This window comes from Luteimonas sp. A611 (genome assembly GCF_054072715.1).
In genome coordinates, this window is sequence record NZ_JBSVRP010000001.1 from 353,196 (window position 1) to 379,542 (window position 26,347).

General features: G+C 69.5%; 15 protein-coding genes. 2 read left to right on the forward strand and 13 right to left on the reverse strand.

What is annotated here, in order from left to right:
• Positions 1-152 precede the first annotated feature (152 nt).
• The 10 genes from ACW5EG_RS01565 to ACW5EG_RS01610 form a co-directional block, all read right to left on the reverse strand.
• Positions 153-3,017: a tetratricopeptide repeat protein gene (locus ACW5EG_RS01565; RefSeq protein ID WP_457020670.1), complete on the reverse strand. Its 2,865-nt coding sequence runs from the start codon at positions 3,015-3,017 to the stop codon at positions 153-155.
• A gap of 16 nt (positions 3,018-3,033) precedes the next feature.
• Positions 3,034-3,576 carry an ECF-type sigma factor gene (locus ACW5EG_RS01570; protein WP_457020671.1) on the reverse strand — a complete coding sequence of 181 codons (543 nt, stop codon included), beginning with the start codon at positions 3,574-3,576 and terminating at the stop codon, positions 3,034-3,036.
• An 852-nt stretch (positions 3,577-4,428) separates the two neighbouring features.
• On the reverse strand, positions 4,429-7,491 hold the full coding sequence (locus tag ACW5EG_RS01575) for a PKD domain-containing protein (RefSeq protein ID WP_457020672.1): 3,063 nt from the start codon (positions 7,489-7,491) through the stop codon (positions 4,429-4,431).
• A 49-nt stretch (positions 7,492-7,540) separates the two neighbouring features.
• The gene (locus tag ACW5EG_RS01580) at positions 7,541-7,993 is read right to left on the reverse strand and encodes a hypothetical protein (protein ID WP_457020673.1); all 453 of its coding nucleotides are present in this window, start codon (positions 7,991-7,993) and stop codon (positions 7,541-7,543) included.
• A complete protein-coding gene (locus ACW5EG_RS01585) occupies positions 7,993-8,346 on the reverse strand; it encodes a hypothetical protein (protein WP_457016924.1) in 354 nt (117 codons plus the stop codon). Before ACW5EG_RS01585 ends, ACW5EG_RS01580 begins: the two co-directional genes overlap by 1 nt.
• 37 nt (positions 8,347-8,383) lie before the next feature.
• Positions 8,384-9,145 (reverse strand): carboxypeptidase-like regulatory domain-containing protein, encoded by a 762-nt coding sequence (locus ACW5EG_RS01590; RefSeq protein ID WP_457016925.1) that lies wholly within the window; start codon positions 9,143-9,145, stop codon positions 8,384-8,386.
• 115 nt (positions 9,146-9,260) lie between these two features.
• Positions 9,261-10,496 carry a hypothetical protein gene (locus ACW5EG_RS01595; protein WP_457020674.1) on the reverse strand — a complete coding sequence of 412 codons (1,236 nt, stop codon included), beginning with the start codon at positions 10,494-10,496 and terminating at the stop codon, positions 9,261-9,263.
• 136 nt (positions 10,497-10,632) lie between these two features.
• Complete coding sequence (locus ACW5EG_RS01600) at positions 10,633-12,282, reverse strand: hypothetical protein (RefSeq protein WP_457020675.1); 1,650 nt, start codon at positions 12,280-12,282, stop codon at positions 10,633-10,635.
• 97 nt (positions 12,283-12,379) lie between these two features.
• Positions 12,380-14,983 (reverse strand): protein kinase domain-containing protein, encoded by a 2,604-nt coding sequence (locus tag ACW5EG_RS01605; protein WP_457020676.1) that lies wholly within the window; start codon positions 14,981-14,983, stop codon positions 12,380-12,382.
• Complete coding sequence (locus ACW5EG_RS01610; protein ID WP_457016933.1) at positions 14,973-15,575, reverse strand: ECF-type sigma factor; 603 nt, start codon at positions 15,573-15,575, stop codon at positions 14,973-14,975. The genes ACW5EG_RS01605 and ACW5EG_RS01610 overlap by 11 nt, the downstream gene beginning before the upstream one ends.
• 197 nt (positions 15,576-15,772) lie before the next feature.
• Here ACW5EG_RS01610 and ACW5EG_RS01615 point away from each other — a divergent pair, with 197 nt between their 5' ends.
• Together ACW5EG_RS01615 and ACW5EG_RS01620 are read left to right on the forward strand one after the other, a co-directional pair.
• Positions 15,773-18,079 carry a hypothetical protein gene (locus ACW5EG_RS01615; protein WP_457016934.1) on the forward strand — a complete coding sequence of 769 codons (2,307 nt, stop codon included), beginning with the start codon at positions 15,773-15,775 and terminating at the stop codon, positions 18,077-18,079.
• Positions 18,076-18,399, forward strand: coding sequence for a GIY-YIG nuclease family protein (locus tag ACW5EG_RS01620; RefSeq protein ID WP_457016936.1), 324 nt, complete (start codon positions 18,076-18,078; stop codon positions 18,397-18,399). Before ACW5EG_RS01615 ends, ACW5EG_RS01620 begins: the two co-directional genes overlap by 4 nt.
• A gap of 215 nt (positions 18,400-18,614) precedes the next feature.
• Here ACW5EG_RS01620 and ACW5EG_RS01625 read toward each other — a convergent pair whose 3' ends face one another.
• The 3 genes from ACW5EG_RS01625 to ACW5EG_RS01635 are packed head-to-tail and all read right to left on the reverse strand — an operon-like array spanning position 18,615 to position 26,043.
• Entirely contained in the window at positions 18,615-21,737 is a 3,123-nt protein-coding gene (locus ACW5EG_RS01625) for an efflux RND transporter permease subunit (RefSeq protein WP_457016937.1), read from the reverse strand.
• Positions 21,737-24,850 (reverse strand): multidrug efflux RND transporter permease subunit, encoded by a 3,114-nt coding sequence (locus ACW5EG_RS01630; protein ID WP_457020677.1) that lies wholly within the window; start codon positions 24,848-24,850, stop codon positions 21,737-21,739. The genes ACW5EG_RS01625 and ACW5EG_RS01630 overlap by 1 nt, the downstream gene beginning before the upstream one ends.
• The gene (locus ACW5EG_RS01635; protein WP_457016940.1) at positions 24,847-26,043 is read right to left on the reverse strand and encodes an MdtA/MuxA family multidrug efflux RND transporter periplasmic adaptor subunit; all 1,197 of its coding nucleotides are present in this window, start codon (positions 26,041-26,043) and stop codon (positions 24,847-24,849) included. The genes ACW5EG_RS01630 and ACW5EG_RS01635 overlap by 4 nt, the downstream gene beginning before the upstream one ends.
• Between the last annotated feature and the right edge of the window lie 304 nt (positions 26,044-26,347).

The following is a 26,347-nucleotide window of genomic DNA, read 5'->3' on the forward strand; positions in this document are numbered from 1 at the left end:
GTGAATCCTGGAGGGGTCGGGCACGGCCGTGGACGTCGTTCCACGAGGCCCTCGCAGCCGTGCAATACACAAGAGCGTCGCGGCGGACCGGATTGCGACATTGCCGTCGTGGCCCCGCGCCGCAGCCCGCGCGCGATGCGCGGAGATGCGGTCTAGAGCAGCCGCCGTGCCTGCTTCCGCCACGGGTGGCGCCCGGGCAGCCACCCGTCCATGGCCTGCAGCGCAGCGCCGGCATGGCGGCGCGCCTCGGCGCTGCGGCGGGCACCGTGCTCGAGTTCGGCCAGCGTCAGCAGCAGTTGCGCGCGCAGGTAATGCCTCGGCGGCAGATGCATGCGCTCGGCCAGGGCCAGGCCTGCGTGCAGGGCCTGGCGTGCACCGTCGGTGTCCCCCCGCTGCAGCCTGACCCGGGCGAGCGTCTCGAACCAGCCGGCGGCGTCATGGCGCAGCCCGGCCGGTCCGTGCAGGGCGCTGGTGGCCGCCACGAGTTCGCGTTCGGCCGCGGCCCAATCGGATCCAGCCGCCAGGACCAGTCCCAGCAGGTGGCGCGCGCTGGCCTGCAGCGGCACGTCGTCCACGGGCACACGCTGACGCAGGCGCTCGACCCGGGCGTGGATCGCCTGGACGGTCGCGACGGCGTCAGGCGGCGCGTCCGCGGGTATGTCGGCGGCGTTTGGCAGCATCAGTCGCGCCAGCTGCAGTTCCGCTTCGATCCGGCGGGCGTGTCCCCCGGGCAGCGTTGCGGACAAAACCTGCGTGGCTTGGCGCGCCGTCGCCAGCGCCTGTTCGCGATCCCCCCGCAGTTCCTGCAGGCGCGCCAGCTGGTGCAGGGTGTAGCCATGGCCGGGCGCCTGGCCCAGCCCGAGCACGTCGCCCAGCGCCAGCGCGGCGCGCAGCGAGCGCTCGCCCTGGTCGAGCTGGCCCAGCCGCAGTTGCAGCGTACCGAGGTTGTGCAGGCGCGGTGCGGCACCGGCGTTGGGGGCGGAGAACACGCGCCGGTCGATGGCTACGGCTTCGTCGAACAGGCGTCCGGCTTCGGCGTGCTGGCCCAGGTCGAACAGGGTGACGCCCAGGTTGCTCAGCCGGCGCGCGGTTTCTTCATGCACGTTGCCATGGGTGCGCCGCGCCATTGCCAGTGCGCGTCGCTGCCAGTGCTCGGCTTCCTGCAGCCGGTGCGCCCGCGAGTAGGCGGTGCCGAGCGCGCCATAGCTGGCAACCAGCAGTTCGTGCTCGGCCGGCAGGCGCGCCGTGCGCAGCGCCAGGGCCGCGCGATAGTCGGCCAGCGCCTGCGCGTGGCGGGCGGTTTCGCTGTAGGCCAGGGCACGGCGGTGCAGGGTCATGGCGGTGTCGAGTCCGTGCGGCTCGCGTGCCTGCTGGATCGCGAGCGCTTCTTCGAACAGACGCAGCGCCGCGGCATGATGCTTGAGGCTGAGTTCGAGCTGGCCGAGCTGGCTCAGCGCCGTGCCCAGCGTGGCGTGCTGCTTGGCCGGCAGTTGGCGCGCGGCGTCGACGGCTTCGGTCAGCAGGCTGCGTGCCTGCGCGTACTGCGACAGCCGGTCGTGGATGCGGCCGATCACCACCAGCATGTCGACCCGCACCGCCGGCGCATGGTGCATGCCGTCGCGGCTGCGTTCGGCGGCGCGCCGCAACAGCGTCGCCGTGTCGGGCAAGGCGCTGCGCGCCATGCCGGGCTGTTCGTTCTCGAACAGCTGCACCAGCAGGTCGCGCACCGCCACCGCGCGCTGCGTCTGCTCTTCGGCCGCTTGCGCCTGCAGCCGCGCTTCGCGTGCCTGCCACAGCGCGGCACCGGTACTGGCGAGCAGGCCGAGTGCGAAGACGACGGCCAGGGTCACGGCGCTGCGGTGGCGCCGCACGAACTTGCGCGCGCGGTACCCGGGCGAGGGCGGATGCGCTGCCACCGGCAGGGCGTCGAGGTGACGGCTGATGTCATCGGCCAGTGCGCCGGCTGAGGGGTAGCGACGCGCGGGTTCGGGCGCCAGTGCGCGCAGCAGGATGTTGTCCAGGTCGCCGCGCAGCGCGTGGTGCAGCGCGGCGCGCGGCAGCGGCAGGTGCGCCGGGTCCACGCCGGTGTCGTACGCCAGGCAGGACGGCCGCCTCGACGCGTCGCCGTCGGGTCGCCTGCACAGCAGCAGTTCGTGCAGCAGCACGCCGAGCGCGTACACGTCGGTGGCGGTGGAGACCGGGCCGCCGGCGTACTGCTCGGGCGCGGCGTAGCCCGGCGTGAGCGCTGCCGCGCCGGCGATGGTGGCGCCATCGTCCTCGTCGAGCAGCTTGGCGATGCCGAAGTCGAGCAGCTTCACCTCACCCTCGGCGGTGACGAGGATGTTGGAGGGCTTGATGTCGCGATGCACGATGAGCTGCCTGTGCGCGGCGGCGACCGCGCCGCAGACCACGACGAACAGCCGCAGGCGCGCGCGCAGGTCGAGCCGTTGCTCGAAGGCATGGCGGGTGATCGGCACGCCGTCGACACATTCCATCACCAGGAAGGGAATGCCGGCCGCGGTGACGCCGCCGTCGACCAGGCGCGCGATGTTGGGGTGGGACAGCAGGGCGAGGGTGCGCCGCTCGCGGCGGAACAGGCGCTGCTCCACGTCCGAGTACAGGCCGCGACGCAGCAGTTTGACGGCCACCTGCTGGGCGAAGTCGGCGCCCTCCCGCTCGGCCAGGAAGACCGTGGCCATGCCGCCCTGGCCCAGCAGCCGGACCAGGCGGAACCGGCCGATGCGCTGTCCGACCATGCCTGCCACGGCGGCATCGGCATCGCTGCCTGCGCAGGTGCCCAGGCGTGCGGCGCGCTCGGTGACCGGGAGGTCGAGCGCGCCGTCGACGCCCGCGTCGGCGGCCAGCAGGCGCTGCAGCGCGGCGCGTTCGGCTGCGTCGGCCGCGTGCCGGTCCAGCCAGGCCGCACGCGCGTCGTCGGGCACCTCCAGCGCGGCTTCGAACAAGCGCCGCAGGCGCATGCCGCCCGCAGGCGTCTCGTGGCTGTGCACGGGCGTCATGCGAGGGCACTCCCGCTCAGGCCAGCAGGTCGTGCAGGAAGGCGCGGGCGAAGCGCCAATCGCGATCGACCGTGCGCCGCGCGAGCCCCAGCGTCTCCGCCACCTGTTCCAGCGTCAGTCCGGCGAAATAACGCAGTTCCACCGTGTGCGCGGCGCGCGGGTCGATCTCGGCCAGGCGGTTCAGCGCTGCGTCCAGCGACATCATCTCCTCGGCGCTGGCGATCGCCAGCTGCGACTGGCCATCCGACGTCACCAGGGTGGTCCAGCCCGCGCCGTTGGCCTGTCGCCGCAGCCGCGCGCGGGCACGGTCGCAGAGCAGATGGCGGATGGCGCAGGCGGCGTAGGCGAAGAATTGCCCCGGGCGGGTGAACTCCAGCGCCGGGTTCGCGCTGACCCGCAGATACAGCTCGTGCACCAGCGCAGTCGTGTTGAGCGTGGCACCATCGGACGGGTGGCGTTGGCGATGCGCCAGGGCGCAAAGCTGTCCGTAGACCTCACCGAACAAGGCGTCGATGGGTAAGGGCGGGGCGGTGGATACTTCAGCGAGTTGGGCGGGCATGACGGGTCTCGACGCGAAGACGGCCGGATTCCCCTGCTGCATGTGCTGTCAACGGCAGGAAGGGCGCGGCCCGGCCGTTTGATCGCGAGTGCCGCCCGTCCCGATCGCGTGGGAGAGAGCGCATCAGCGGCGCAGCAATCCACGCAGCACGCTCTTGGCCGCGCCCCTGGCGGTTTCCTTGGCGGTGGGCTTGGTCGCGTCGCGCACGGCGTCGTTGCCGATCGCCCAGTCCGGCCATCGGCATCGCGGTGGACTTGTTGCGCACGCGCACCGTCCAGGCCGGCTGCCACCCGCGCGGGGCATGGGCGGCATGGATTTCTGATCGCGCCGCGATGCAATGAAGGTGCGGGTTGATCCCGCGCGCCGCAGCGCGCCGGGACAACGACCTGGCCAGGCCTTGGCCGCACCAGACACGAAGAACCCCGCCGCGAGGCGGGGTTTTTCTTGGTTCTTCGCCCATTCGAGGGGGAGTCGGCCGGATTGCAAGCGAATGGATCTGGCCTGCGGTCGGGGTCGCGACACGCAAAAACATGGATATTTTGCGCGCGATCCTGGCGTTCAGCTGTGGGAGCGCGCTTGCGCGCGAAGGCGTTCGCGACCAAGGTCGCTCCCACAGAGGGAAGGGGGACGACGCAACGACCCTGACCGGGCGAAAAGCGATCCCCGGTCGACAGGGCGCGGCGTCCAATCGAAGCCGCGTGGACTTGCAGCAACCTTGCCCGCCTTCTCCCTCTATTGGGAGAAGAACCTTTTTCTTTCTTGCGGCGGCGGCTTGCGGGGCGCGATCGACGCTGGTGGCACAGGCGGGCTGGCCTTGCGGTCGCTACGACGCTCGAACCAGCTGACGCAGCCTCAGTCCACCACGTCGAAATGCCAGTCCACCGTGATCGTGCCGAGGTTGTCCTCGCCCAGGTTGCGGGAGACGCCGTCGTCCTCGCTCACCCAATTGGTTTTCTGGCGACTGTTGTCTTCGATCTGGCTGCGCGACAGCACCGGGAACGTCCCGGAGCCCTGGATCGAACTGTTCGAGGTCACCACGCCCTCGCCCCAGACGGAGTTGATCCACATGTGGCCCTGGTACGACTCCGATCCCTTGATCCAGTTCCAGCGCTCGCCCGAACCCTTGGTCTGCCCCTGCAGGTGGAACTCGTAGCTGCAGTCGTTGGTGTCGAGGGTCAAGGTGAGTGACGAGCCGTCCTCGGTCATGCGCGGCTCCTGGCGCTGCATGGGCCCGGTGCCGTTGAAGGTGTTGATGCCGAGCAGGTTGCCTTTCGAATCGTACCCACGCGACGACAGACTGAGGTTGGCGGACCCTTGCGGCAACGGACTGTAGTACTGCACCAGATGATCGGCACCCCGCCATTGGCGCCGCGTGCGTTCGTGCATGTCCGCGCCGAGGCGGACGTCCATGCTGTACTTGATGTGGGAGGTCCCGGACTCATTCCAGGCGTCGCGCTTCTGGTTGTAGGACACGGTGCCGGTCCATGTCTTGTGCTTGAGCAGGTCTTCGTCGCAGGTGCCTGGTTCGGCGACCGACACAGGTGCGGTCTTGGTGTCCCTGGCGTTGCCGTCGATGAGTGTCAGCATCGGCACGAAACTGCCACGGCGTTCGAAGCGATGCTCGGCTTGCGTCGTTGCGAGGCAATCGTCGAAGGTCTGTTTTTCCGAGCCGTCGCCGGGATCGAGTTCACAGGCCGGTGCCTCGCGGTCCGATGGCCACGGGATGTGCCAGGTGAACCATGCATCCAGCGGCGCGTTGCCGGTCGCCGGCTCGCCACGGAACGTCCATTCGGTGGTGACCTCGGTCTTGCCTTCGGCCTTGTTGCCATCGAGGCGGATCGTCGGCTCGTAGGAGCCGGCGGTGTCGGCTTCCAGTCGCGACGTGTACAGGTAGGTGTGTTCGAAGGTGTTGATCTCGGTGCAGTCGGCAATGCGTTCGGGCTGCGAGCCGTCGCCGAAGTCCAGCGTGCACGGGATCGGCTCGCCGTCCTCTTTGGCCAGCAGCCGCCATGTGAACTCGACATCCAGGGGCGGATGGCCCTGCCGGGGGGATGCCTTGAACTCGATGTCCACGGCGATCTTCTTCGAGCTCTCCGGCATGTCTTCGCCGAAGGCGCCGCCGCTCCACGCGCAGCCCCAGCACAGGGTGTTGTCCAGCAGCATCTTGCTGCGGTCGCCGGGTCCGCGCGGCATGACGCGCACCGTAGCCTGCCCGGCCCGCTCGCCACGCCATTCCAGTTCCGGTTCCTGAGTGGACAACACCTGTTCGTCGTAGCTGAACAGACTCAGTAGATCGTCGCTGGCCACTTCGACCGGGCCCCACTGCATGGCCGGCATGGTGAACACACCGGGATTGAGCGCGTTCTCGACCCCCGGCATGGCCCCGCCGAACTCGCGCAACACCGCCAGGTAGATGTCGACGGCGTAATCGAAGACCTGGAACACCTTGTTCTGGAAGAGCTGGTCGATCTTGGGCAGGCCGATGATGGATTTGACCAGGTCGACAAGGTCATTGAGCGTGATCGTCTGCGGATGGTTGCGGGCTTCCACCATCAGCCGCGTGCGGGTGGTTTCGTGGGTCCGGATGAGTGGCGTGGCGACTTCCAGCTCGAACCGGCTCAGGCTGGCCGGCAACAGCGAAGGCGCGATCTTCTCGATCACGAGGTTGGCCACGCTCAGCAGGGCGCTGATCACCTTGTGCACGGGAACGGACTTGCCGGCAATCTTCACCACGTCGCTGTTCAGGCCATAGGCGCCCATGGACAGCCCGACGCCGGTGGCATAGGTATCGGCGGTCGGTTTCACGAACTCCTGCGAGAAAAGGGTGAGCAGGCCGTGGACCTGCATCAGGCAGGCGATCTCGACGTCCTTCCCGGTTTCCCTGCACTTGGGAACGCCGGGATCCGGGGGAAGCCAGCCTTGCATGGACAGCAACATCGGGAATGCGGCGCCCGCGGGAATTGTGGTGCCGCCCGCCGCCGCGGCTGGCGGCGCTTCGAATACCGCGGCGCGTGCCTGCAGATAGGCGGCCGCGCCACTGGCCGCAAGCAGGGCGTCGGTCAGTTCGAGATCGACGGGCCCGCCTTCGAGCAGCGGCGAGGTGCCGGCCAGCACCGCGGCAAGCGAATGGTCGCCTTCACTCACCAGTGCACGCAGCATCGCGATGACCGCGCGGCGGTGCGCGGTTTCGGATTCGTCCTGCACCGGCAGCGCTTCGAAGATGCGCGCATAGGCCGCCGTGATCGTCTCCAGCGACTGCTGCACCTGCACCGTGGTGCCCGGCGCGCGCGGGAGTTCGGTGACCCGGAGTCCGCTTCCGCTGGTGGCGATCGGCCGGCCGTTGCGACGTACTTCCACCACCTGCGCCTGCGCCAGCGCGACCGGCCAGCCATCGGGCCCCAGTTGCAGCGGCACCAAGGCCTGCAGGCGTCCATCGGGCAAGCGTTCGGCGATGGCTGGCTGGTCGCCGATCCATACCTCGAAGGTGTCGTTTGCGGCAACGGCCAGGCCGTCCAGAAGCACCGGCGCCCCAGGTGACGCTTCGGCCGGCGACAGCGTCAACCGCACCGGTTCGGCGGGCGTGCCCGATACGTCCGCGCTGGCGATGGCAGCGCCGGGCGCCGTTTCTGTTCCCATGTCGCCAGGCGTGCGCCACATCAACACCGCGATCGCGATCGCGACGACAGCCGCGATGCCCCCGACCACGGCGCGCCGATGCGGCAACCACAGGTACAGCCGCCGCAATGCCGGGAAGGCCGTGTCGCGCAGCCAACGCCAAAGTGCGGGAATCGCACGCAGGAAGACGAACCGCGCGATGGCCGCCAGCAGCGCGAGCAGGTGCTTGCCCAGCCACAGCAGGCCCTTGCCCGTCTGAATCGCGATGCGCCTGAAGGTGTGTTTCCAGTCCGTGGTCATGTCGAGGGTTCGCAAGAAATAAGGAGGGGCGCCAGGCGCGCAGGGCAGCTCAGCGGGTTTCGTAGGACAGTTGGCCTGCGAGGCCTTCGACCTCGCCCTGCGGGTGGAAGACGAGGTGGAAGTCCCGGTTGCGCAGGCCCAGGTGCAGGGTGCTGTCCAGGGTGGCCGGCGCGTCGGGGCCGACGACGATCTCCGCGACCGTGCCGGTCCTGTTGCGCTGAGCGATCCGCGCCGTGCCCCGTGTGACCGTGAAGCGCCCCTGCACCACGACATCGCGCCGCTTTGTGTCGAGCTGGAAGCGGGCCGAGGTTTGCTGGTCGAACTTCGCGATGGCGACCGTGCAGTCCTTCTTCGCGGCAATGTTGCCGAACTTCGCGCCCGAGCAACTGGTCACTGCGGCATGCGCGGGTGCCTCGCAGGCGGAGGTTGCAAGGGCCAGCGACGCCGAGCCGAACACGGCCAGCCACCGGCGCCTGGTTGCCGCGCGGATGTCGTTGCGCATCATCTGGAGGTGACCTTGAGGCGCTCGACCTTGCCGGAGGCTGGAACGTCGCAGCTGTCCTGGTTGGAGAAACCGGACACGGGCATGTTCTCGTTCCCGGCGTTGGTGCCGGCGGCCATCTCGTGGCAGGCAGCACCGACCATCTCGCCGCCGTTCCCGCAGCCGATGACCAGGTCCCAACAGGCCTGGAAGCTGCCGTTGCCGCCGGTGCGCTGGATCCGGCAGTCGACGCCGTGGGGGCCGGGCGTGGCGCAGTCCACGCGGGCCGCATCGAGGTCGGTGACGGTGCATGCGGCCAGCAACAGGCCCGCGGCAGCCAGGGCGCTGGCCCGGGCGATCGAGTGCGGTTTCATGTGTGTTTTCCCCTGCTGGGTGTGGTCATGTGCAAATTCATTGGCCAATGACGATGGATGCCGAGATCCTGATGGTGCTGTTGGACTTGGGCAGGAAATCCAGTTGGAACGCCGACTCGAAATCGCCTTTCGTATGCCAGTTCTGGATCTTCAGCGGGCGCGGGCCGTCGTCGCCTTCCAGCGTTGCGGTCACCACATAGCGACCGATCGGGACGTCTTCGATCTGGTAGTGATCCACCCAGTAGTGGTCGCCCATCCGCAGTCGAAGCGTCTTTCCCGGCGAACCGTCGATCAGCGGACCGTTGGGCGTCAGGGTCAGTTCGATGGTTTCCATGTCCTCGTAGAAGCCGATGTCCGTGCTCAGCTGGATGAAGCCGCCGTAATAGCCGTACTCGTTGTCGGGCGTGCGCCCCTCCAGCTTCCAGGTGAAGTTGCGGACAACGCCTTCCTCATTGAAGGAATCGTTGTGGTCCGGATCCAGTTCCAGGGCGTAGGTCTTTCCGTTGTACGTCTTCCTGAAAGTGGCGTCCGCCTTCCACGCGCCGGGCTGTACCTTGATTCGGTAGCTGCCGTCGTCGCGGGTCGTGCCGTCGATGTAGGAGGCGTAGAAGACGGCGTTGTCCAGCAGGACCTTCGCTCCTGCGATCGGCTCGCCATGGGTGTCCACGACGCGTCCCGTGGCATAGCCTCTTTCCGTCGCCGGGCGGTCGCTTGCGTCGCAGGCGGTCATGCCCGACAGCAGCAAGCCCGACAGGAACAAACCTGCCAGGGCCATCGTTGCTTTTGTCTTGTTGTGCATGATTCGGGTGTGGGAAACCATTTGGATGAGTGAATGGGCCGCGACATCCGGTTTCGCGCCCGATGTCCGGCAGTCTTCGACGGTCGCGCGGTGTCTCGTGGCGATGACGGGCGTGTCAGCGACCGAGCAGGCCGCGCAGCAGTCCTTTCGCCGCGTCCTTGGCCGTCGGTTTCACGGCGTCCGTGGCGGTGCCGGGCGCGGAGGCACCCAGCCCGGGCATCAGCATCGCGGTGGACTTGGTGCGCACGCGCACGCTTCCGTCGGGCCGCGCGAGGGTGCGGTCGTTGCCGTAGGCGATCATCTGCAGCATCGGCGTGCCGTTGCCGTTGCCGGCGAACACGCCCGGCGGGATCCGGCAGCTGCGCGCGTCGGCGCCCATCAGGGTGCGCTTGCCGGTCCACTGCGAGATCAGGTTCTCGGGCAGGAAGTCCATCAGCTCCTGTCCTGCGTAGCCGTCCTCCGAGCTGCTCCACATCACGATCGTCTCGCCGTCCGCGGCGGTGCCGTGAATGAAATAGGCGCGGGCGCCGTCGACCGCGTCCCAGCTCAGGGTGTGACCCCGGGCCGCGTCGCCCTCGCTGCGCAGCTTGAGCTCGGGCAGGAAGTCGTGGTCGCGATCGAGTTCGAATTGCAGCGATGCCGGCAGCGCCTCGCTGGTCACGGTGTGGCTGCCGACCAGCGAGGCCTTGCCGCCGACAGCCTTGCGCGCGGAGGGGTTGGGCCAGAGCGCGAAGCGCGGAGCGGACGCGATGCCCGCCTGCGGCACCTGACGCGGGACCATCGCACGGCCTGCCGTCACCGGTTTGCCGTTGCGCACGGTGACGGTGAATTCGGACGGCTGCCCGGCGCGCACCTGTTCGCCGCAACCCCAGTAATAGCGAATGCGGAACGTGCCGTCGCCGGCCTGGCCGACGGCGGTGTGCGCGGTCGCGTCGCTGGTCGCGGAGGATGCGTTGCCGGGAGGCAGCAGGTCGATGCTGTCGCCCAGTTGCAGGCCCTTGGGCACGGCTTGGCGCGCAGGCGTACCGGGCGCGGCACGATTGTGCAGCGCGACGTCCATGTAGCGACCGGGCATGCCGGGGTACCGGGCCATGCCGTAGCTGGCGTTGGCGCCGCCCATGGCGCCGGACAGGCGCCCGAGCGCGCCGAGCCCCGGCATGCCGGGCATGGTGTGGGTGGCGACGTCGATATGGAGCTCGGTCTGTGCCGCCTGCGCGGAAGCAGGCAGAGCGGCGACGGACAGCGCAAGCGCCAAGGCCGACGCGGCGGGAAGATGGGAAACATGCATGATCGTGCCCTTGCAGGAGAACAGGCCTGACGGCGACCCGGCCGGCCCGGTGCGTCCGGGCATGTCATCCACGAGAAAGCGGGGCGTCGACTGACAGGTGCGCGGCAAGGCAACGCTGCTGCCCGTGGCGAGCGGGCATGCGGGGAGGGCGCAGGCTCAGCGTGGCGTGTGTGGCGGAGCGGGCCGGCCGTGGTCGGTGTCAGGGCGCGGGCTGCGGGGTGTGGCGCAGCGTGGCGGTGCCCTTGTCCTGGAAGGTGTGCGCCTCGGACACCTGCTTCTGGCCCGTCCATTCGGCCGTGGCGAAGATTTCGCCGCCTTGCGTGGTCCAGCCGTCGATTTTCATGCTGCGGCTGTTGCCGTCGCCATGGAGGAGAAGATAGTTGGAGACTGCATTTGTCGTGGGCCCCGCATATTGGTTGGGTTTCCCATGGCAAGAACCGCCGGATTGATTGTTCAACGGTTCGGCGGGCAGTTCGATTTCCATTCCGGTCACCTCGAAGCTGCCGCCACCCTCGTCGAGGGAGGCCGGTTCCACGACGACGTCCATCTTGAGAAACAGGCCGGCGCCGTTCCAGCCCGAAACCACGGCGGGAGTGCAGTTCCCGACGGCGCGAACCTCGGTGTCCCGGGATGTCATCGGCCCGCTGGAAGGAGCGAACGGAAGGTCGTGGTGCTCGCCAAGCAGCCGGTCGAGCTCGAGGGCAACCTCGGCGGTGAAGTCGGCCCCGTCCATGAACACCATCCCATCCCCTTCGGTGACATGGGTGAGCGTCGAATCGATTTTCAGGTCCAGGTCGAAGTGCAGGCATCCCTCGACCTGCTTCTTCATTTTTTCGAGAACCGGTGAATTGTCGATGCCAAACAACATGAGCTGCCTATCGAACCCCAGATAGGCCGGGGCGATGCGGTGGACGATGTGCTCGTTCACGCACATCTGGTATTCCTCGTCCATGCACTTGGGGGCGACGGTGTTCTCAAGCAGCTCGGCGGCCTGGTTGAGTGCTCCTCCTTCCTCTTCGTATCCGAGCAGTTCGCGCTGACGTGCATAGTCGAGCACGGTCATGATGGCCGAGCGCCCGGCCGCGCAGCTCTGGCCCGCGGCCTCCAGACGCGGGATGACGACTTCCTGGTCCATCTGCTCGAAGTACGGATCGAGCAGCGCATTGAGATTCACGGGTTCGCCGCGCAATTCGGCCTGCTGGGCCTCTTGCAGGACGGCTCGCATTTCGCTGGCGATCCGTTCTTCCGCCGAACCGCCGATCCGTTTGCGCGCCTCTTCCACATCGCCCATTAATCCCTTGGCTGCGCCATAGCCACTGAAGTGCGGCACCACGATCGCGATGCCTTCCGCCTTGAGCACCGGCTCGGCGAACACCAGCCGGGAATCCGAATAGGCATAGAGGATCTGCTCGCCGGCGGGGATGGGCACGGCCGGCTTGATGGCGAGCGTGGCCGGCACATCGAACACCAGGCCGGAAGGTTGCAGGTCCACGGTGACGTCGGTGCCCTTGCCGAATGGCAGCCCATCCAGCTTGATGACTGGCGTCATGGTGATCTGCGTGACCTGACGCAGGGAGTTGGCCGGAACGGTCAGGGTGAAGACGGTGCCGTCGGCAGTGGTCGCGCTGATGCTGCCGCCGGCGTAGCCGATGGTCTCGGTGATGGCGTGCGCTTCGTCCAGCGTCGGGGTGACCCGGATCGCATCCTCGTAGCCGCCGAGTTGGACCGGGCCGCCACCGCCACCCTTGCCAGGCGTGCAGCCGGCCAGCAGGCCCGCGACGCAGAGCACCGTGGCGATGACCGGCATGGCCCGGCAGGCCGCGGCGTGAAACAGGAGGCGGATCTGCATGGTCGTGCCCTTGCGCGTTGAATGGCCGGGCGGCGGCCCGCCCGGACCCGGTGCATCCGGGTACATCATCAACGTGATCAGGCGGCGGGAACTGACACTAGGGCAAGGCCAGGCAGAGGTCTGGCGCTGGGGACGCCAGGCAGGAGGCGAGGGGTTGGTCGTCGGCGTGGTCGCCGAGCGTGGCGACCAGTGCCGTCGGATCGGCGCCATCCAGGTGCGTGGCCAGCACCGACAACATCCACGGGCGCATCCAGTGGTTCAAGATGCCATCGGGCCGGTGCTGCTCGCGCAGTTCCGCTGCAATCTTCGATGCGCCCGCGTGGTCGCCGCGCAGCAGCAGGATCTCGGCGCCGGCGAGCGTATGTTCCATCGGCGGCGACATGCCGTCGGGCAGCGGGCATCGTGAGAGTTCGTGCGCGGCGACATCTATGTCGCCGGCGCGCAGATGGATCGAGGCGGCCAGCCCGCAGGCGGCGATGGCATCGGGGTGGGTCTCGCGCTTCCCGAGGGCGAACAGCGCGTTCGCGCGTTGGAGGTCTTCGAGCGCGCCGCGATGTTGACCCAGCGCTCCGCGCACGTAGGCGCGGCCGCGTATGCAGCGCTCCGTACCAATGCCCTTGTTGCCGCTGTCGATCAGGAGCGCGTTGCCGGTGTCGAACAGCGGCAGGGCCTCCTCGAAGCGTCCACGCTGCTGCAGGTACAAGGCCAGGTTGCAGCGGGTCATCGCCTTGAGTTCGACCGGGCGCTGGCGCGTTCGGTCGGCAACGGCAACAGCCTCCCTGGCCAGTGCTTCGGCACGCTCGAACATGCCGAGGCTGCGGAAGGTATGGGTGACGTCGGTCAGGGTGAAGGCGTAGCCGCCGCTGTCGTCGTCATAGATCTTGCGTGCGATGCGCAGGCGCTCTTCCTGGATCGGCAGCCGGACCCCGGGGTCGTGGCCCGGCGTGGCGAGTGCAATCGAAAGGCCGTTCAGCGCGTTGAGGTGGCGCAGCGAGTCTTCGAGTTCGGTGCCCTTGATTTCGTCGATGACGGCGCGGAACAGCGTCGCGGCCTGGGTCGGTTCCTCGGTCAGCAGGGTTTCCCCCAGCGAGATCCGGGCGCGAATGCGTTCGTTGGGCGGCGCGTCCCACCGTGCGTTGAGCGCCACGGTGCGCTCGATGTGTTCGCGCGCGGCCTTGCGGTCGCCCCGCTGCCGGGCGATGCGGCCCAGTTCCCAGTGCGCGCGCGAAAGCTCGCTCGCGGCGTTCCGTTCGTGCGGGGCAAGCAGGCGCAGCGCTTCCTTCAGGTCGGCTTCGGCGTCGTCGATGGCATCGAGGTTCGCGCGCACCGTGCCGGTCAGCAGCAGCACGTCGGCGGCGGCCAGTGGATCGCTGGAGGCAAGCGTTTCGCGCGCGTCGCGTGCGCTGGCGTCGACGATCTCCAGCGCATCGGGAACGCGGCCTTGCGCCGGGCGCGTGGAAATGAAGGCGTTGCCGAGAAAGTCGCGGACTGCTTCGGCACGCTGCGCCCGGTCGTGCGCATGTCCGGCTTCGCGTCGCGCGACGTCGGCCTGCCAGAGTGTCGCCCCCGCGCCCGCGCCGAGGGTGACGGCCAGCAGGCCCGCAGCCGCAACCCCGACCCTGTTGCGCAGCATGAACTTGCGCAGCCGGTAACCCGGCTTCGGCTTCTGCGCCAGCACCGGGTGGCCGTCGAGCCAGCGGTGCAGGTCGTCGGCCAGCGCCCCGGCGGACGGGTAGCGCTGCTCCGGCTCCTCGGCCAGGGCCTTGAGCAGGACCCGGTCGAGATCGTTCTTCAGCGGGACGTAGTGGCGGTGGTAGGTATCGTCGGCATTGCGTACCAGCAGCGAGGGTCGGGTGGTGTCGGTGCCGTCCGTCGCTGCCTGCGGCGTGCGGCCGGTCAGCAGCCGGTGCAGCAGCGCGCCCAGTCCGTAGACATCGACCGCCGTGCTCGGCGGATCGCCGCGCAACTGTTCGGGCGCGGCATAGCCGGGCGTGAGCGCGCGCCACAGGGTCTGCGTGCGTTCGCCCTCGACGTCGGTGAACTGGCCGATGCCGAAGTCGAGCAGGCGCACGTGTCCGCCCGCTTCCACCAGCACGTTGGACGGCTTGAGGTCGCGATGGACCACCAGGCTGCGGTGCGCCCAGGCCACCGCGCTGCAGACCTGCAGCGAGAGCTGCACGATCGCGCGCGCATCCAGCGCATGCGTATCGCACCAGCGGTCGATGCGCTCGCCCTCCACCAGCGGCATCGCCAGCCAGCAGGTGCCGTCCTCGGCCACGCCCGAATCGACCAGGGCGGTGATGTGGGGATGGTTGAGCCGGGCGAGGATCTCGGCCTCGCGCCGGAAACGTTCGCGCCCGTGCGCGCCGAGTGCCCCGAGGGTCAGGACCTTGAGCGCGGCCTGCTGTCGCGCCATGCCCTGGGTGCGCCAGCCGCGGTAGACCACGGCCATGCCGCCACGCCCGAGTTCGTCGTCCAGGGTCCAGTCGCCGAGGCGGCAACCGGCCAGGTTGCCCGCCCCCGGATCGAGCGAGGCCTTGGGATGACGATGCGCGGCGATCAACTTCTCGAGTCGTCGCCGCACCGGCGGTTCGGGCTGCTGCGCGGCAAGCCAGGCGTCGCGCTGGTCGTCGGGCAGGTCCAGCCAGTGGTCGAACAGCGCATCGGCCGCCTGCCAGTGCGCCAGTTGCTCAGGCTCCATCGCGATCCTCGTCCAGCATCGCCTGCAGGAAAGCACGCGCGCGTTCCCATTCGCGATAGACGGTGCGTTCCGAGCATTCGAGCACGCGGGCGATCTCGGCGAATTCGAGCCCGGCAAACCAGCGCAGCTCGACGATCTGGCGACGCTGCGGACTGATCGCCTCCAGCGCGTCCAGGCCCTGGTCCAGCGCAAGGACGTCGGTCGGCACCGGTGGCGCGCCGGGAATCGCATCGTCCAGGCTCACCAGGAGGTGCTCGCCGCCGCGCTTGACGGTGGCGTGCTGGCGCACGTGTTCGACCAGGATCCAGCGCATCGCGCGCGCCGAGGCAGCGAAAAAATGCTGGCGGTCGGCCAGCGGGAGCGCGGCGCCCTGGCTGATGCGCAGGTACAGCTCATGCACCAGCATGGTCGGGGTGAACGTGGATTCGCGGCCAGAAATGCGCGAATTGGCCAGTCGCCGGAGCTCGGGATACAGGGCCTCGAACACGGCACCGATCAGCGCGGGTTCGCCACTGCGTGCGCGCACCAGCAATTGCGTGATTTCGCTGTCCGCCACAGCCCGCCCCGATGGATCCACGGCCGACGCTAGCACCCGCTCCGGGGATGCGCAAACCGGCGCGCGCTTCGGGCCGGACAAGGCGCGATGTGCGCAGGGGCGCCGGCAAGCGCCGCCACTGCAAGCCGGCATGGTGCTGGCGCAGTGGCGGTGGCATCGGGTTTTTCCTGCATCGCGGTGCGCCGTGGCGCCTGCCGCTGCGCAGCGACGCCCGCTTCGGGCATCCTTTGCGCATGGATACGTCCCCTTCCGGCTGGGCTCGCCTGCGACGCTACACGTTGGCGCTCGCGGTGGCGTTGCTTGCCGTGTACGCGCTGTACCTCGTCGCGGGCAATGTGTTCCTGCGCTCGGACCTGGCGCGCGAGCTGGTCGGTCGCAAGCCCGGGACCTTCCGCATGGACTGGTCTTCGGCGCATACGCTGTGGCCGGGACGCGTCACCCTGGGCGATGTGCGGATGCAGGGGCAGGCCCGGCGCACGCAGTGGAGCGCGCAGGCAGGTCAGGTGCGCGGACGGATCGCGCTGTGGCCGCTGCTGCGCCGGGAAGTCCGCGTGCCCTGGCTAGAGGCCGAAGCGGTCACCGGTACGGTCGCCCGCGTCGACGAGGAGCTGCCACGACCGACCGGTGCGGTCTCTCGCGTCGACGTCGAACTGCCGCGACCGGTCGATGCGGTCGCTCCCGTCGACGTGGAGCTTCCACGGCCGACAGGTGCGGTGGCTCGCGCCGGCGTGGAATTGGCGCGGGCGGAGCCGCATGCCAGCGGCTGGACCTTGCGCATGGACCGTATCGCCAGCGACAGCGTGACAGGCGCCGACCTGTTCGGTTGGCACATCACCGGGAAGGGACGCGCCGAGGTGGGTTTCTCCAAGCAGTTCCGCGGTGGTTCGCTCGAGCTGTTCCCGTCCATGGCGCATTTCGAAAGCGCCAGCGTGCAGCGCGATGGCGGACAGTGGCTGGGCGATGCGCGCATCGACGCAGGGTTCGCCCTGGCCCCGCACCTGTCCAGCGCGCATCCCGGGCTGGGCAAGCTGCCCCTGCTTAGTGCCACGCTCGATCTGCAGGCAAGCACGGTCGCGCTGCAGGCGGTGCTTGGCGAGGACGGTCACTACCGGTTCGACGCAGTGCCCGGCATCGGCCGCCTCGAGGCGAAGCTGGCCCTGGACGACGGCGCGCTGCGCGAGGGCGATCGCCTGCGCGTGCATGCACCGCTGCGCTTCGTGGATGCGCAGGGCACCGCGCACGACAGCGCGCTGGACTTGACGCTCGATGTCGATCAATCCCTGCACCTGCGCGCGCAGGTGCCGCAGCAGCCCGGCCACGACACCTGGCTGGCAGCCGACCTGCGCATGCCCGGCACTGCGCTGCCGCTGCAGGACGCGCGCCAGCGACTGATGCAGTCAACCAGCACCGCGCGCGGACGCTGGCACGTGCCGTCGCTGGGCGGCCTGCTGGCGCTGTTCACCCAGGCCGACTGGCTGGCGCTGGATGGCAGTGGCACGGTCGAGGCGGACCTGCAGCTGGCCGATGGCCGCCTCGCCACCGGCAGCCGCCTGCACGTGCGCGAGGTGGAGGCGCGCGCCGATGTGCTCGGCAACCGCTTCAGCGGGCGCGCCCGCGCCGATGCCGTGATCGAGGCGGGCGAGGATGGAGTGCCGCGCTCGCGCGTGTCGCTGGCGATGGAGCGCTTCGACGCTGCGCCCGGCAGCACGCCGCAGCGGCCCTGGGTGTACGGCAACGACCTGCGCGTGGACGTGGAGTCCGACGCGCAGCTCGATCGCATGCGCGAGTCCCTGCAGGCGCGCGTGCGTTTCCAGAACGCGAGCGTCCCGGAGCTGGCGATGTTCAATCCCTACCTGCCCAATGATCGCGTCCGCTTTGCCGGTGGCAGCGGTCGCCTCAGCGGCGACCTGCGCGTGAATGGCGAGGGCGAGGTCGGCGAGGGCACGTTGCGCGTCGATGCGCGCAAGGCGCGGCTGTCGGTGGCGGGCCTGGCGCTCGACGGCGATGTGGTGATCGACGGGCGACTGCGTCGCGGCAGCCTGCAGCAGGGCAATTTCCACCTCGGCGGCACGCAGCTGCGCCTGCGCAACGTCGGCTTCCGCGAACGCGGCGGCCATGCGCGCCGCGGCTGGTGGGCCACGGTCGACCTGCAGGACGGACACGTGGCCTGGAGGCAGCCAGCCACCGCCGGGGGCAAGCTGCGCGCGCGCATGAAGGACCTGGATTTCCTGCTGGCAATGTTCGCCGACCGTGCCGACTATCCGGCCTGGATCGGTCGCGTCGTCGATGCCGGCGAGGTCAGCCTCGACGGTCGCTGGCTGTGGCAGGGCGACAAGCTGGTGCTCGACCGCATGCATGCGGCCAACCAGCGTTTCCAGGTCGACGCGCGGATGCGCCTGCAGGGCCAGCGGCGGCAGGGGGATCTTTACGCCAGGTGGGGCGTGCTGGGCGTGGGCGTCGAACTGACGGGCGAGCGCCCGAAGCTGCACCTGCGCAACGCGCGCGAGTGGTACGACGGCCGCCCGCATCTGCTGCCATGAGTGCGTGGGCGAACACCTGGTGGCTGTACCTGCTCGAATGCGGCGACGGCAGCTGGTACGCCGGCATCAGCAACGATCTCGACGCACGCCTGCGCGCGCATGCGGCGGGCAAGGGCGCGCGCTACACACGGGGCCGCGCGCCGCTGCGCCTGATCGCCAGTCGCGTTTATCCGGACCGGGCGACGGCGTCGCGTGCGGAGTGGCAACTGAAGCAGCTGCCGAAGGCGCGCAAGCTGGCGTTTTTCGAAGTGGAAGCCGATGTCGAAGCCGATGTGGAGGTCGACGTCGGTGTCGAAGCGGGGACCATCCCGAATTGCTGAGCCCAGAATCCCGTCATCCCGGCGAAAGCCGGGATCCATCTGCTCCTGACGTTTGACGCCCACTTCGGAAAATGGATGACCAGCCTTTCAGGCTGTTGTAAAGCGCTTCCGGCTTTCGCCGGGATGACGGCACTCGAAATGCCGCGGTGATTCACATGCCGCGTCGGCGCAGATGCCTCGTCGGCGCAAACGCCGCGTCAGCGCGGATGCCGCAATCAGCGGCCCTCCGCGGCAGTCCCCGGCTCGGCCTTCGCTCCGCGCGCGAACTTCGCGCGCATCCGCGCCAGCACCAGGAACGCTGCCGGCGTGGTGTACAGCGTCAGCCACTGGCTCACCAGCAGGCCGCCGACGATGGCCAGGCCCAGCGGGCGGCGCATTTCCCAGCCTTCGCCGCTCGACAGCACCAGCGGCAGCATGCCGAGCAGGGCGGCGAGCGAGGTCATCAGGATCGGGCGGAAGCGCAGCCTGGCCGCTTCCAGCATCGCAGCGTCCGCGGACAGGCCCCGTTCGCGCTGCGCGGCGAGCGCGAAGTCGACCATCAGGATGGTGTTCTTCATCACCACGCCGACCAGCAGGAACAGGCCCAGCAGCGAGATCAGGTCGAGCGCGCCGCCGAACAGCAGCAGCGCCAGCAGCGCGCCGATACCGGCTGATGGCAGGATCGACAGGATCGCCAGCGGCTGGATGTAGCTCTCGTACAGCACGCCCAGCACCAGGTAGACCGCCAGCACCGCGCCCAGAATCATCCACAGCTGGCGCTCGCGCATCTCCTGCAGGCTGCCGGCCTCCTCGCCCAGCCGCGCCTGCACCTCGTTGGGCAGCATGATCTGCGCCATCGCCTGGTCGATCGCCTCGACCGCCTCGCCCAGGGTGACCTCCGGCGCCAGCGCGAAGCTGACCCGGGTCGAGACGAACTGCTCGCGATGCTGGATGCGGTCGGGCGCCATGCCGTACTCCCAGCGGGCGAAGGCCGACAGCGGCACGCGTTGCCCGTCGCCGCCGATCGCGAACACCTGGTCGAGCGTCTCGGGCGTCTGCGTGTGGCGCGGATCGAGTTCCATCACCACGCGGTACTGGTTGAGGCTGTCGTAGAGCGTGGCCACCTGGCGCTGGCTGAAGGAGTTGTTGAGCACGGTGCCGATGGTGCGCATGTCCACGCCCAGCTGCGCGGCGGCGCTGCGGTCGATCTCCAGCGCGACCTGGCGCATGCCCTCGTCGCCGCCCGACTCCACGTCCACCAGCTGCGGCAGCGCCTCGAGCGCGTCGCGGATGCGCGGCGTCCACGCGCGCAGCGGCGCGCTGTCGTCGGCGAGCAGCTGCAGCTCGTAGTTGCCCTCGCCGCTGCCGCCACCGCCGCCGATGCGGATGTCCTGGTCCACCCACAGCCAAAGGTTGCCGCCGGGCAGCCTGGGCAGGTCCTCGCGCAGCCGGTCGATCACCTCGCGGCTGGACACGCCGCGCTCGGACAGCGGCTTCATCTGGATCATCACGTAGCCGTTGTTCACGCCGGTGCCACCGCCGAGGTAACCGGAGATCTCCTCGATCGCCGGGTCCGCCAGCAGGTACTCGCGATAGGTCTGGATCTTGGGCTGCATCACCTGGAACGACAGGCCGTCGTCGCCGCGCGCGAAGCCGCGCAGCTGGCCGGTGTCCTGCTCGGGCACGGTGCCCTTGGGCACCTTGGCGAACAGGAAGGCGTTGAACACGATGGCGCCGAGCAGGATCAGCAGCGCCACCGTGGTGTGCCGCAGCGTGCCGCGGAGTGAGCGCAGGTACAGGTCGCGCAGGCGATCGGAGACATGCGTGCCCAGGCGCTGCCACTTGGGCACGTCGGCGGTGCGGCGGTGGCCACCGAGCAGGCGCGCGCACAGCGTCGGCGTCAGGCTCAGCGACACCAGCAGCGAGACCGTCATCGCCGCGACCAGGGTCAGCGAGAACTCGCGGAACAGGCGCTCGACGAAGTCGTCCAGGAACAGGATCGAGACGAACACCACGCCCAGCGCGATGTTCATCGACAGCAGGGTGACGCCGACCTCGCCGGCGCCGCGCATCGCCGCGTCCCAGGGCTTGAGCCCGTTGTCGATATGGCGCGAGATGTTCTCCAGCACCACGATCGCATCGTCCACCACCAGCACCGCGGCCACGATCAGCGCCATCAGCGACATGGTGTTGAGCGAGAAGCCGGCCAGCCAGATGATCGCCAGCGCGCCGCACAGCGAGACCGGGATGGCCAGCGTCGGCACCAGCGCCGCGCGCCAGCTGCCCAGGAACGCCAGCACCACCAGCACCACCAGCGCGATGGCGAGCAACAGGGTGGTCTCGGCCTCTCCCAGGGTGGCGCGGATCACCGGCGAGCGGTCCATCACTAGCGTCATGTCGATGCCGGCCGGCAGCAGCGCCTGCAGCGCGTCCATCTGCGCGTGGATCGCGTCGACCGTGCGGATGATGTTGGCCCCGGGCTGGCGGCTGACCACCAGCAGCACCGCGTCGCGGTCGTTGTGGAAGCCGGCGGCATAGCGGTTCTCGGTGCCTTCGTTGACCTCGGCCACGTCGCGCAGGTGCACCGGGCGGCCGTTGCGCCAGGCGACGATCAGGCCGCGGTACTGGTCGGCGCTGCGCAGCTGCAGGCTGGCCTCGATCTGCCACTGGCGCTCGCCGCGCACCACGTGGCCGAGCGGACGCAGCGCGTTGGCGCTGCGGATCGCGCCGGCCACTTCGTCCAGGGCGATGCCGTACTGGTTGAGCGCATTCGGGTTGAGCGACACGCGCACCGCCGGCAGCGAACTGCCGCCGGCCTCGACCTGGCCGACGCCGGGGATCTGCGCGATCTTCTGCGCGATGATCGTCGAGGCGACGTCGTAGACCTGGCCCGGCGTGTGCGTGGCCGAACTCAGCGCCAGCGCCAGGATCGGCGCCTGCGAGGGATTGATCTTGCGGTACTGCGGCATGCCCGGCATGCCCGCCGGCAGCTGCGCGCGCGCGGCATTGAGCGCGGCCTGCACTTCGCGCGCGGCCTCGTCGACGTTGCGGTCGAGGCTGAACTGCAGGTCGATGCGGGTAGTGCCCTGGCCGCTGCTCGAGCTGATCCGGGTGATGCCGGGGATGGTGCCGAGCGCGCGCTCCAGCGGCGTGGCCACGGTGGCGGCCATCGACTCGGGGCTGGCGCCGGGCAGCGAGGCGCTGACCTGGATCGCCGGATAGTCGATCTGCGGCAGCGGCGCCACCGGCAGCATCCGGTAGGCGAGCATGCCCGCCAGCACCACCGCGACCGCCAGCAGGATCGTCGCGACCGGCCGCTCGATGAAGATGCGCGAAAGGTTGAGGCGCTGCGTGTCCATCAGCCCGCGGCCGGTTCGCCCGCGATCCCGGCAGATGCCTTGCCGTGCACCAGCCGGTCGAAGAACAGGTAGATCACCGGCGTCGTGAACAGGGTCAGCACCTGGCTCACCAGCAGCCCGCCGACCATCACCAGGCCCAGCGGCTGGCGCAGCTCGGCGCCCGAGCCGCTGGCCAGCATCATCGGGATGGCGGCGAACAGCGCCGCCAGCGTGGTCATCAGGATCGGCCGGAAGCGAAGCAGCGCGGCGCGGTGGATCGCCTGCTGCGGCGACAGGCCCTGTTCGCGCTCGGCCTCAAGCGCGAAGTCGACCATCATGATGCCGTTCTTCTTCACCAGCCCGATCAGCAGGATGATGCCGATCACCGCGATCAGGTCCAGGCTGCGCCCGGTCAGCAGCAGCGCGGCCAGCGCACCGACCGTGGCCGAGGGCAGGGTGGACAGGATCGTCACCGGGTGGATGAAGCTCTCGTAGAGCACCCCCAGCACGATGTACATCACCAGCACCGCGGCCAGCACCAGCCACAGCGTGCTCGAGAGCGAGTTGCGGAACGCCTGCGCGCCGCCCTGCAGCCGCAACTCGACCGATGTCGGCAAGCCGATCGCATCGCGCGCAGCCTCGATCTGCTCCACCGCCTCGCCCAGCGACGCGCCCGGCGCGAGGTTGAACGACACCATCGCCGCCGGAAACTGGCCGATATGGCTCACCAGCAGCGGCGCGGTGCGCGTGGACACGCGCGCGATACCCGACAGCGGCGTCTGTCCGCCGTCGGCCGTGGCCACGTAGATGCGTTCGATCGCCTCCGGCCCCAGCTGGAACTGCGCGTCGGCCTCGAGCACCACGCGGTACTGGTTGGACTGGGTGAAGATGGTCGAGATCTGGCGCTGGCCGAAGGCGTCGTACAGCGCGTCGGCGACATCTGAGGCCTGCACGCCCAGGCGCGCGGCGGCGTCGCGGTCGATGTCCACCCAGGCCTGCAGGCCGTCGTCCTGCAGGTCGCCGGCCACGTCGGCGAGCGCGCCGGTGCCGCGCAGGTGCTCGATCATGCGCGGCGCCCACGCAGACAGCGCGGCCTGGTCGGGGCTGGTCAACGCGAACTGGTATTGGCCGCGGCTCACCCGGTCCTCGATGCCCAGCTCCTGCACCGGCTGCAGGAACAGCGCGATGCCCGGCACCTGCGTCGCGCGCGCCTGCATCCGCTCGATGATCGCGTGCGCGCCGGCATCGCGCTGCGCATGCGGCTTGAGCTCGATCAGCAGGCGTCCGGTGTTGAGGGTGGGATTGTTGCCGTCCACGCCGATGAACGAGGACAGCGAGGCCACGTCCGGATCCTCGAGGATCGCATCGGCCAGCGCCTGCTGACGCTGCGCCATCGCCTGGAACGAAATCGAAGCCGGCGCCTGGCTGATGCCCTGGATCAGGCCCGCGTCCTGCGAGGGGAAGAAGCCCTTGGGCACGGCCAGGTACAGCAGCGCGGTCAGCACCAGGGTGGCGACGGTGATGCCGAGCATCAGCGGCTGCCGCGCCAGGGTCCAGTGCAGGGCGCGGTCGTAGGCGGCGATCACGCGGTCGAACATGTCGCCTTCCGCGCCGGCGGCCTGGGCATCGTCGCCCTCGGCGACGCCGTGGTCGCGGCCGGCCTTGAGGAAGCGCGCGCACAGCATCGGCGTGAGCGTGAGCGAGACCACCAGCGAGATCGCGATGGCGACCGCCAGCGTGATCGCGAACTCGTGGAACAGCCGGCCGACCACGTCGCCCATGAACAGCAGCGGGATCAGCACCGCGATCAGCGAAACGGTGAGCGAGATCAGGGTGAAGCCGATCTGGCGCGCGCCGTCGAGTGCAGCCTGCAGCCGGCTCTTGCCCTGCTCCATGTGGCGCGCGACGTTCTCCAGCATCACGATCGCGTCGTCGACCACGAAGCCGGTGGCGATGGTCAGCGCCATCAGGGTGAGGTTGTTGAGCGAGAAGCCGGCCAGCAGCATGAAGCCGAAGGTCGACACCAGCGACAGCGGCACCGCCAGGCTGGGGATGATCGTGGCCGGGATGGTGCGCAGGAACACGAACGTCACCAGCACCACCAGGCCGATCGCCATCAGCAGCTCGTGCTGCACGCCCTTGATCGAGGCGCGGATCGATTCGGTGCGGTCGCTGAGCACGGTCACCTCGACCGCGGCCGGCATCGCCGCGCGCAGCCGTGGCAGCAGCTCGTGGATGCCGTCGACCACCTCGATCACGTTGGCGCCCGGCTGGCGCTGGATGTTGACCAGGATCGCCGGCGTATCACCCGACCAGGCGGCGAGCTGACGGTTCTCGGCCCCCTGTTCGACGCTGGCCACCTCGCCCAGGCGCAGCGGCGCGCCGTCGCGGAAGCTGATGACCAGGTCGCGGTATTCCTGCGCCGAACGCATCTGGTCGTTGGCGTCGAGCATGATCGCGCGGGTCGGGCCGTCGAAGCTGCCCTTGGGCATGTTGACGTTGGCCGCGGCGATCGCGGCGCGGATCTGGTCCATGCCCACGCCGGCCGAGGCCAGCGCCGACGGGTTGACCTGGATGCGCACCGCGGGGCGCTGGCCGCCGGCGATGCTCACCAGGCCCACGCCCGACAGCTGCGACAGGCGCTGCGCCATGCGCGTATCGACCAGGTCGTAGACCTCGGGCAGGGCCAGCGTCGGCGAGGTGATCGCCAGGGTGAGGATCGGCGTGTCGGCCGGGTTGACCTTGCGGTACACCGGCGGCATCGGCAGGTCGTTGGGCAGGAAGCTGCTTGCGCTGTTGATCGCCGCCTGCACCTCCTGCTCGGCCACGCCCAGGTCGACTTCGAGCGCGAACTGCAGCGTGATCACCGATGCGCCGCCGGAGCTGGTCGACGACATCTGGTTGAGGCCGGGGATCTGGCCCAGCCGCCGCTCCAGCGGCGCGGTCACCGCGCTGGTGGTGACGGTGGGGCTGGCGCCGGGATACAGCGTGAGCACCTGGATGATCGGGTAGTCGACCTGCGGCAGCGCCGCGACCGGCAGCAGACGGTAGGCGAACAGGCCCGACAGCAGCAGCGCCAGCATCAGCAGCGTGGTCGCCACCGGCCGCAGGATGAACGGGCGCGAGAGGTTCATGCGGCGGGCCCGGCGTCCTGCGAGGGTGTGGTTTCATCGCCTGAGACGTCGGTCTCGACGACCTCGACCTTGGCGCCTTCGCTCAGGCGATCGATGCCTTCGAGCACCACGCGATCGCCGGCCTCGAGCCCCTCGAGCACGGCCACGCGGCCTTCGCTGCCCGCGCCCAGCACCACCGGCCGCACGCTGGCGGTGTCGTCGTCGTTGACCAGGTAGACATAGGTGCCCTGGTTGCCGAACTGCACCGCGGCGTCCGGGATCACCAGCGTCTCGTCGTCGTCCAGTTGCAGGCGCGCATTGACGAACTGGTTGGGGAACAGCGCGCCGTCGGCGTTGTCGAACAGGGCGCGCAGGCGCAGCGTGCCGGTCTCGGTGTCGATGCGGTTGTCGATGCTCGACAGCCGGCCGCTGGCGAGCACGTGGCGCTCGCTGCGGTCCCAGGCCTGCACCGGCAGCGCCGGGTTGCTGCGCGCGGCCTCGATCACCGAAGGCAGCACGTTTTCCGGCACCGAGAACAGCACGCTGATCGGACGCATCTGCGCGATGCTCGCGATGCCATCTTCGTCGCCGCTGCCCACCAGGTTGCCGGCGTCCACCGTGCGCAGGCCGACGCGGCCCGCCACCGGCGCCACGATGCGGGTGTACTGCAGCTGCAGCCTGGCCTCGTCGACCGCTGCCTGGTCGATCTCGCGGCGGCCCTCGAACTGGCGCACCTGCGCCTGCAGGTTGGCCACGTCCTGCGCCGACACGTACGCGCCTTGTGCCAGGTCGCGATAGCGCTGCAGCTGGATGCGCGCATTTTCCAGCTCGGCCAGGTTCTGCTTCTGCTGGCCCTGCGCCTGCGCAAGCTGGATGCGGAAGGATGCGGGGTCGATCTCGGCCAGCAGCGCGCCGGCTTCGACGTGCTGGCCTTCCTCGAACACCACGCGCAGCAGTTCGCCGTCCACGCGCGGGCGCACGGTCACCGACTTCAGCGGCGTCACCGTGCCCAACGCCTTGAGCTGGACGGCGAGCTGCTCGCGCGCGGCCACCACCACGCGCACCGGCGTCGGCGGGCGCTCGCCGTCGCGCCAGCCGCCGCGCCCGCCCTGGGGCGCGGGTTCGTCGCTGCCGAAGCCGCGCCACAGCAGCAGACCGGCAACGAGTACGGCAACGACGATGAGGACGGGTCTGGCGAGGCCTTTGAGGTTCATCCGGTATTCCGAAGGGCAGCGAAGCGACCGGCCGCCGGGGCGGTCGGGGGCAAAGGGGGAGGTAACGCATGCGCGGGCGAATGGATGACAGCGGCGCGATGCGAGGGCCGTCATGGTACAGACCGGACCGTGGCGGCCCCATGTCGAAAGTCATGGGGTGGCGCCGGATTCCGGTAGCAATCGACTTGGCCGCAGGCGCTCGCGTGGATGTGCTGCGCGGCTGTTGCAAATGACAGCAACGCGCGAGCGCCGCCGACGGCGCATGTGGGCGATGTCATCCGGACGTCATCAAGCGACCGGCAAG

What these genes read in the sequence shown, in the direction of transcription:
- ACW5EG_RS01570 (WP_457020671.1), bottom strand. Translation starts at nt 3,576, where the DNA reads ATGCCCGCCCAACTCGCTGAAGTATCCACCGCCCCGCCCTTACCCATC.
- ACW5EG_RS01595 (WP_457020674.1), bottom strand. Translation starts at nt 10,496, where the DNA reads ATGCCCGGACGCACCGGGCCGGCCGGGTCGCCGTCAGGCCTGTTCTCC.
- ACW5EG_RS01590 (WP_457016925.1), bottom strand. Translation starts at nt 9,145, where the DNA reads ATGCACAACAAGACAAAAGCAACGATGGCCCTGGCAGGTTTGTTCCTG.
- ACW5EG_RS01600 (WP_457020675.1), bottom strand. Translation starts at nt 12,282, where the DNA reads ATGCAGATCCGCCTCCTGTTTCACGCCGCGGCCTGCCGGGCCATGCCG.
- ACW5EG_RS01615 (WP_457016934.1), top strand. Translation starts at nt 15,773, where the DNA reads ATGGATACGTCCCCTTCCGGCTGGGCTCGCCTGCGACGCTACACGTTG.
- ACW5EG_RS01565 (WP_457020670.1), bottom strand. Translation starts at nt 3,017, where the DNA reads ATGACGCCCGTGCACAGCCACGAGACGCCTGCGGGCGGCATGCGCCTG.
- ACW5EG_RS01575 (WP_457020672.1), bottom strand. Translation starts at nt 7,491, where the DNA reads ATGACCACGGACTGGAAACACACCTTCAGGCGCATCGCGATTCAGACG.
- ACW5EG_RS01580 (WP_457020673.1), bottom strand. Translation starts at nt 7,993, where the DNA reads ATGCGCAACGACATCCGCGCGGCAACCAGGCGCCGGTGGCTGGCCGTG.
- ACW5EG_RS01630 (WP_457020677.1), bottom strand. Translation starts at nt 24,850, where the DNA reads ATGAACCTCTCGCGCCCGTTCATCCTGCGGCCGGTGGCGACCACGCTG.
- ACW5EG_RS01620 (WP_457016936.1), top strand. Translation starts at nt 18,076, where the DNA reads ATGAGTGCGTGGGCGAACACCTGGTGGCTGTACCTGCTCGAATGCGGC.
- ACW5EG_RS01625 (WP_457016937.1), bottom strand. Translation starts at nt 21,737, where the DNA reads ATGGACACGCAGCGCCTCAACCTTTCGCGCATCTTCATCGAGCGGCCG.
- ACW5EG_RS01605 (WP_457020676.1), bottom strand. Translation starts at nt 14,983, where the DNA reads ATGGAGCCTGAGCAACTGGCGCACTGGCAGGCGGCCGATGCGCTGTTC.
- ACW5EG_RS01585 (WP_457016924.1), bottom strand. Translation starts at nt 8,346, where the DNA reads ATGAAACCGCACTCGATCGCCCGGGCCAGCGCCCTGGCTGCCGCGGGC.
- ACW5EG_RS01635 (WP_457016940.1), bottom strand. Translation starts at nt 26,043, where the DNA reads ATGAACCTCAAAGGCCTCGCCAGACCCGTCCTCATCGTCGTTGCCGTA.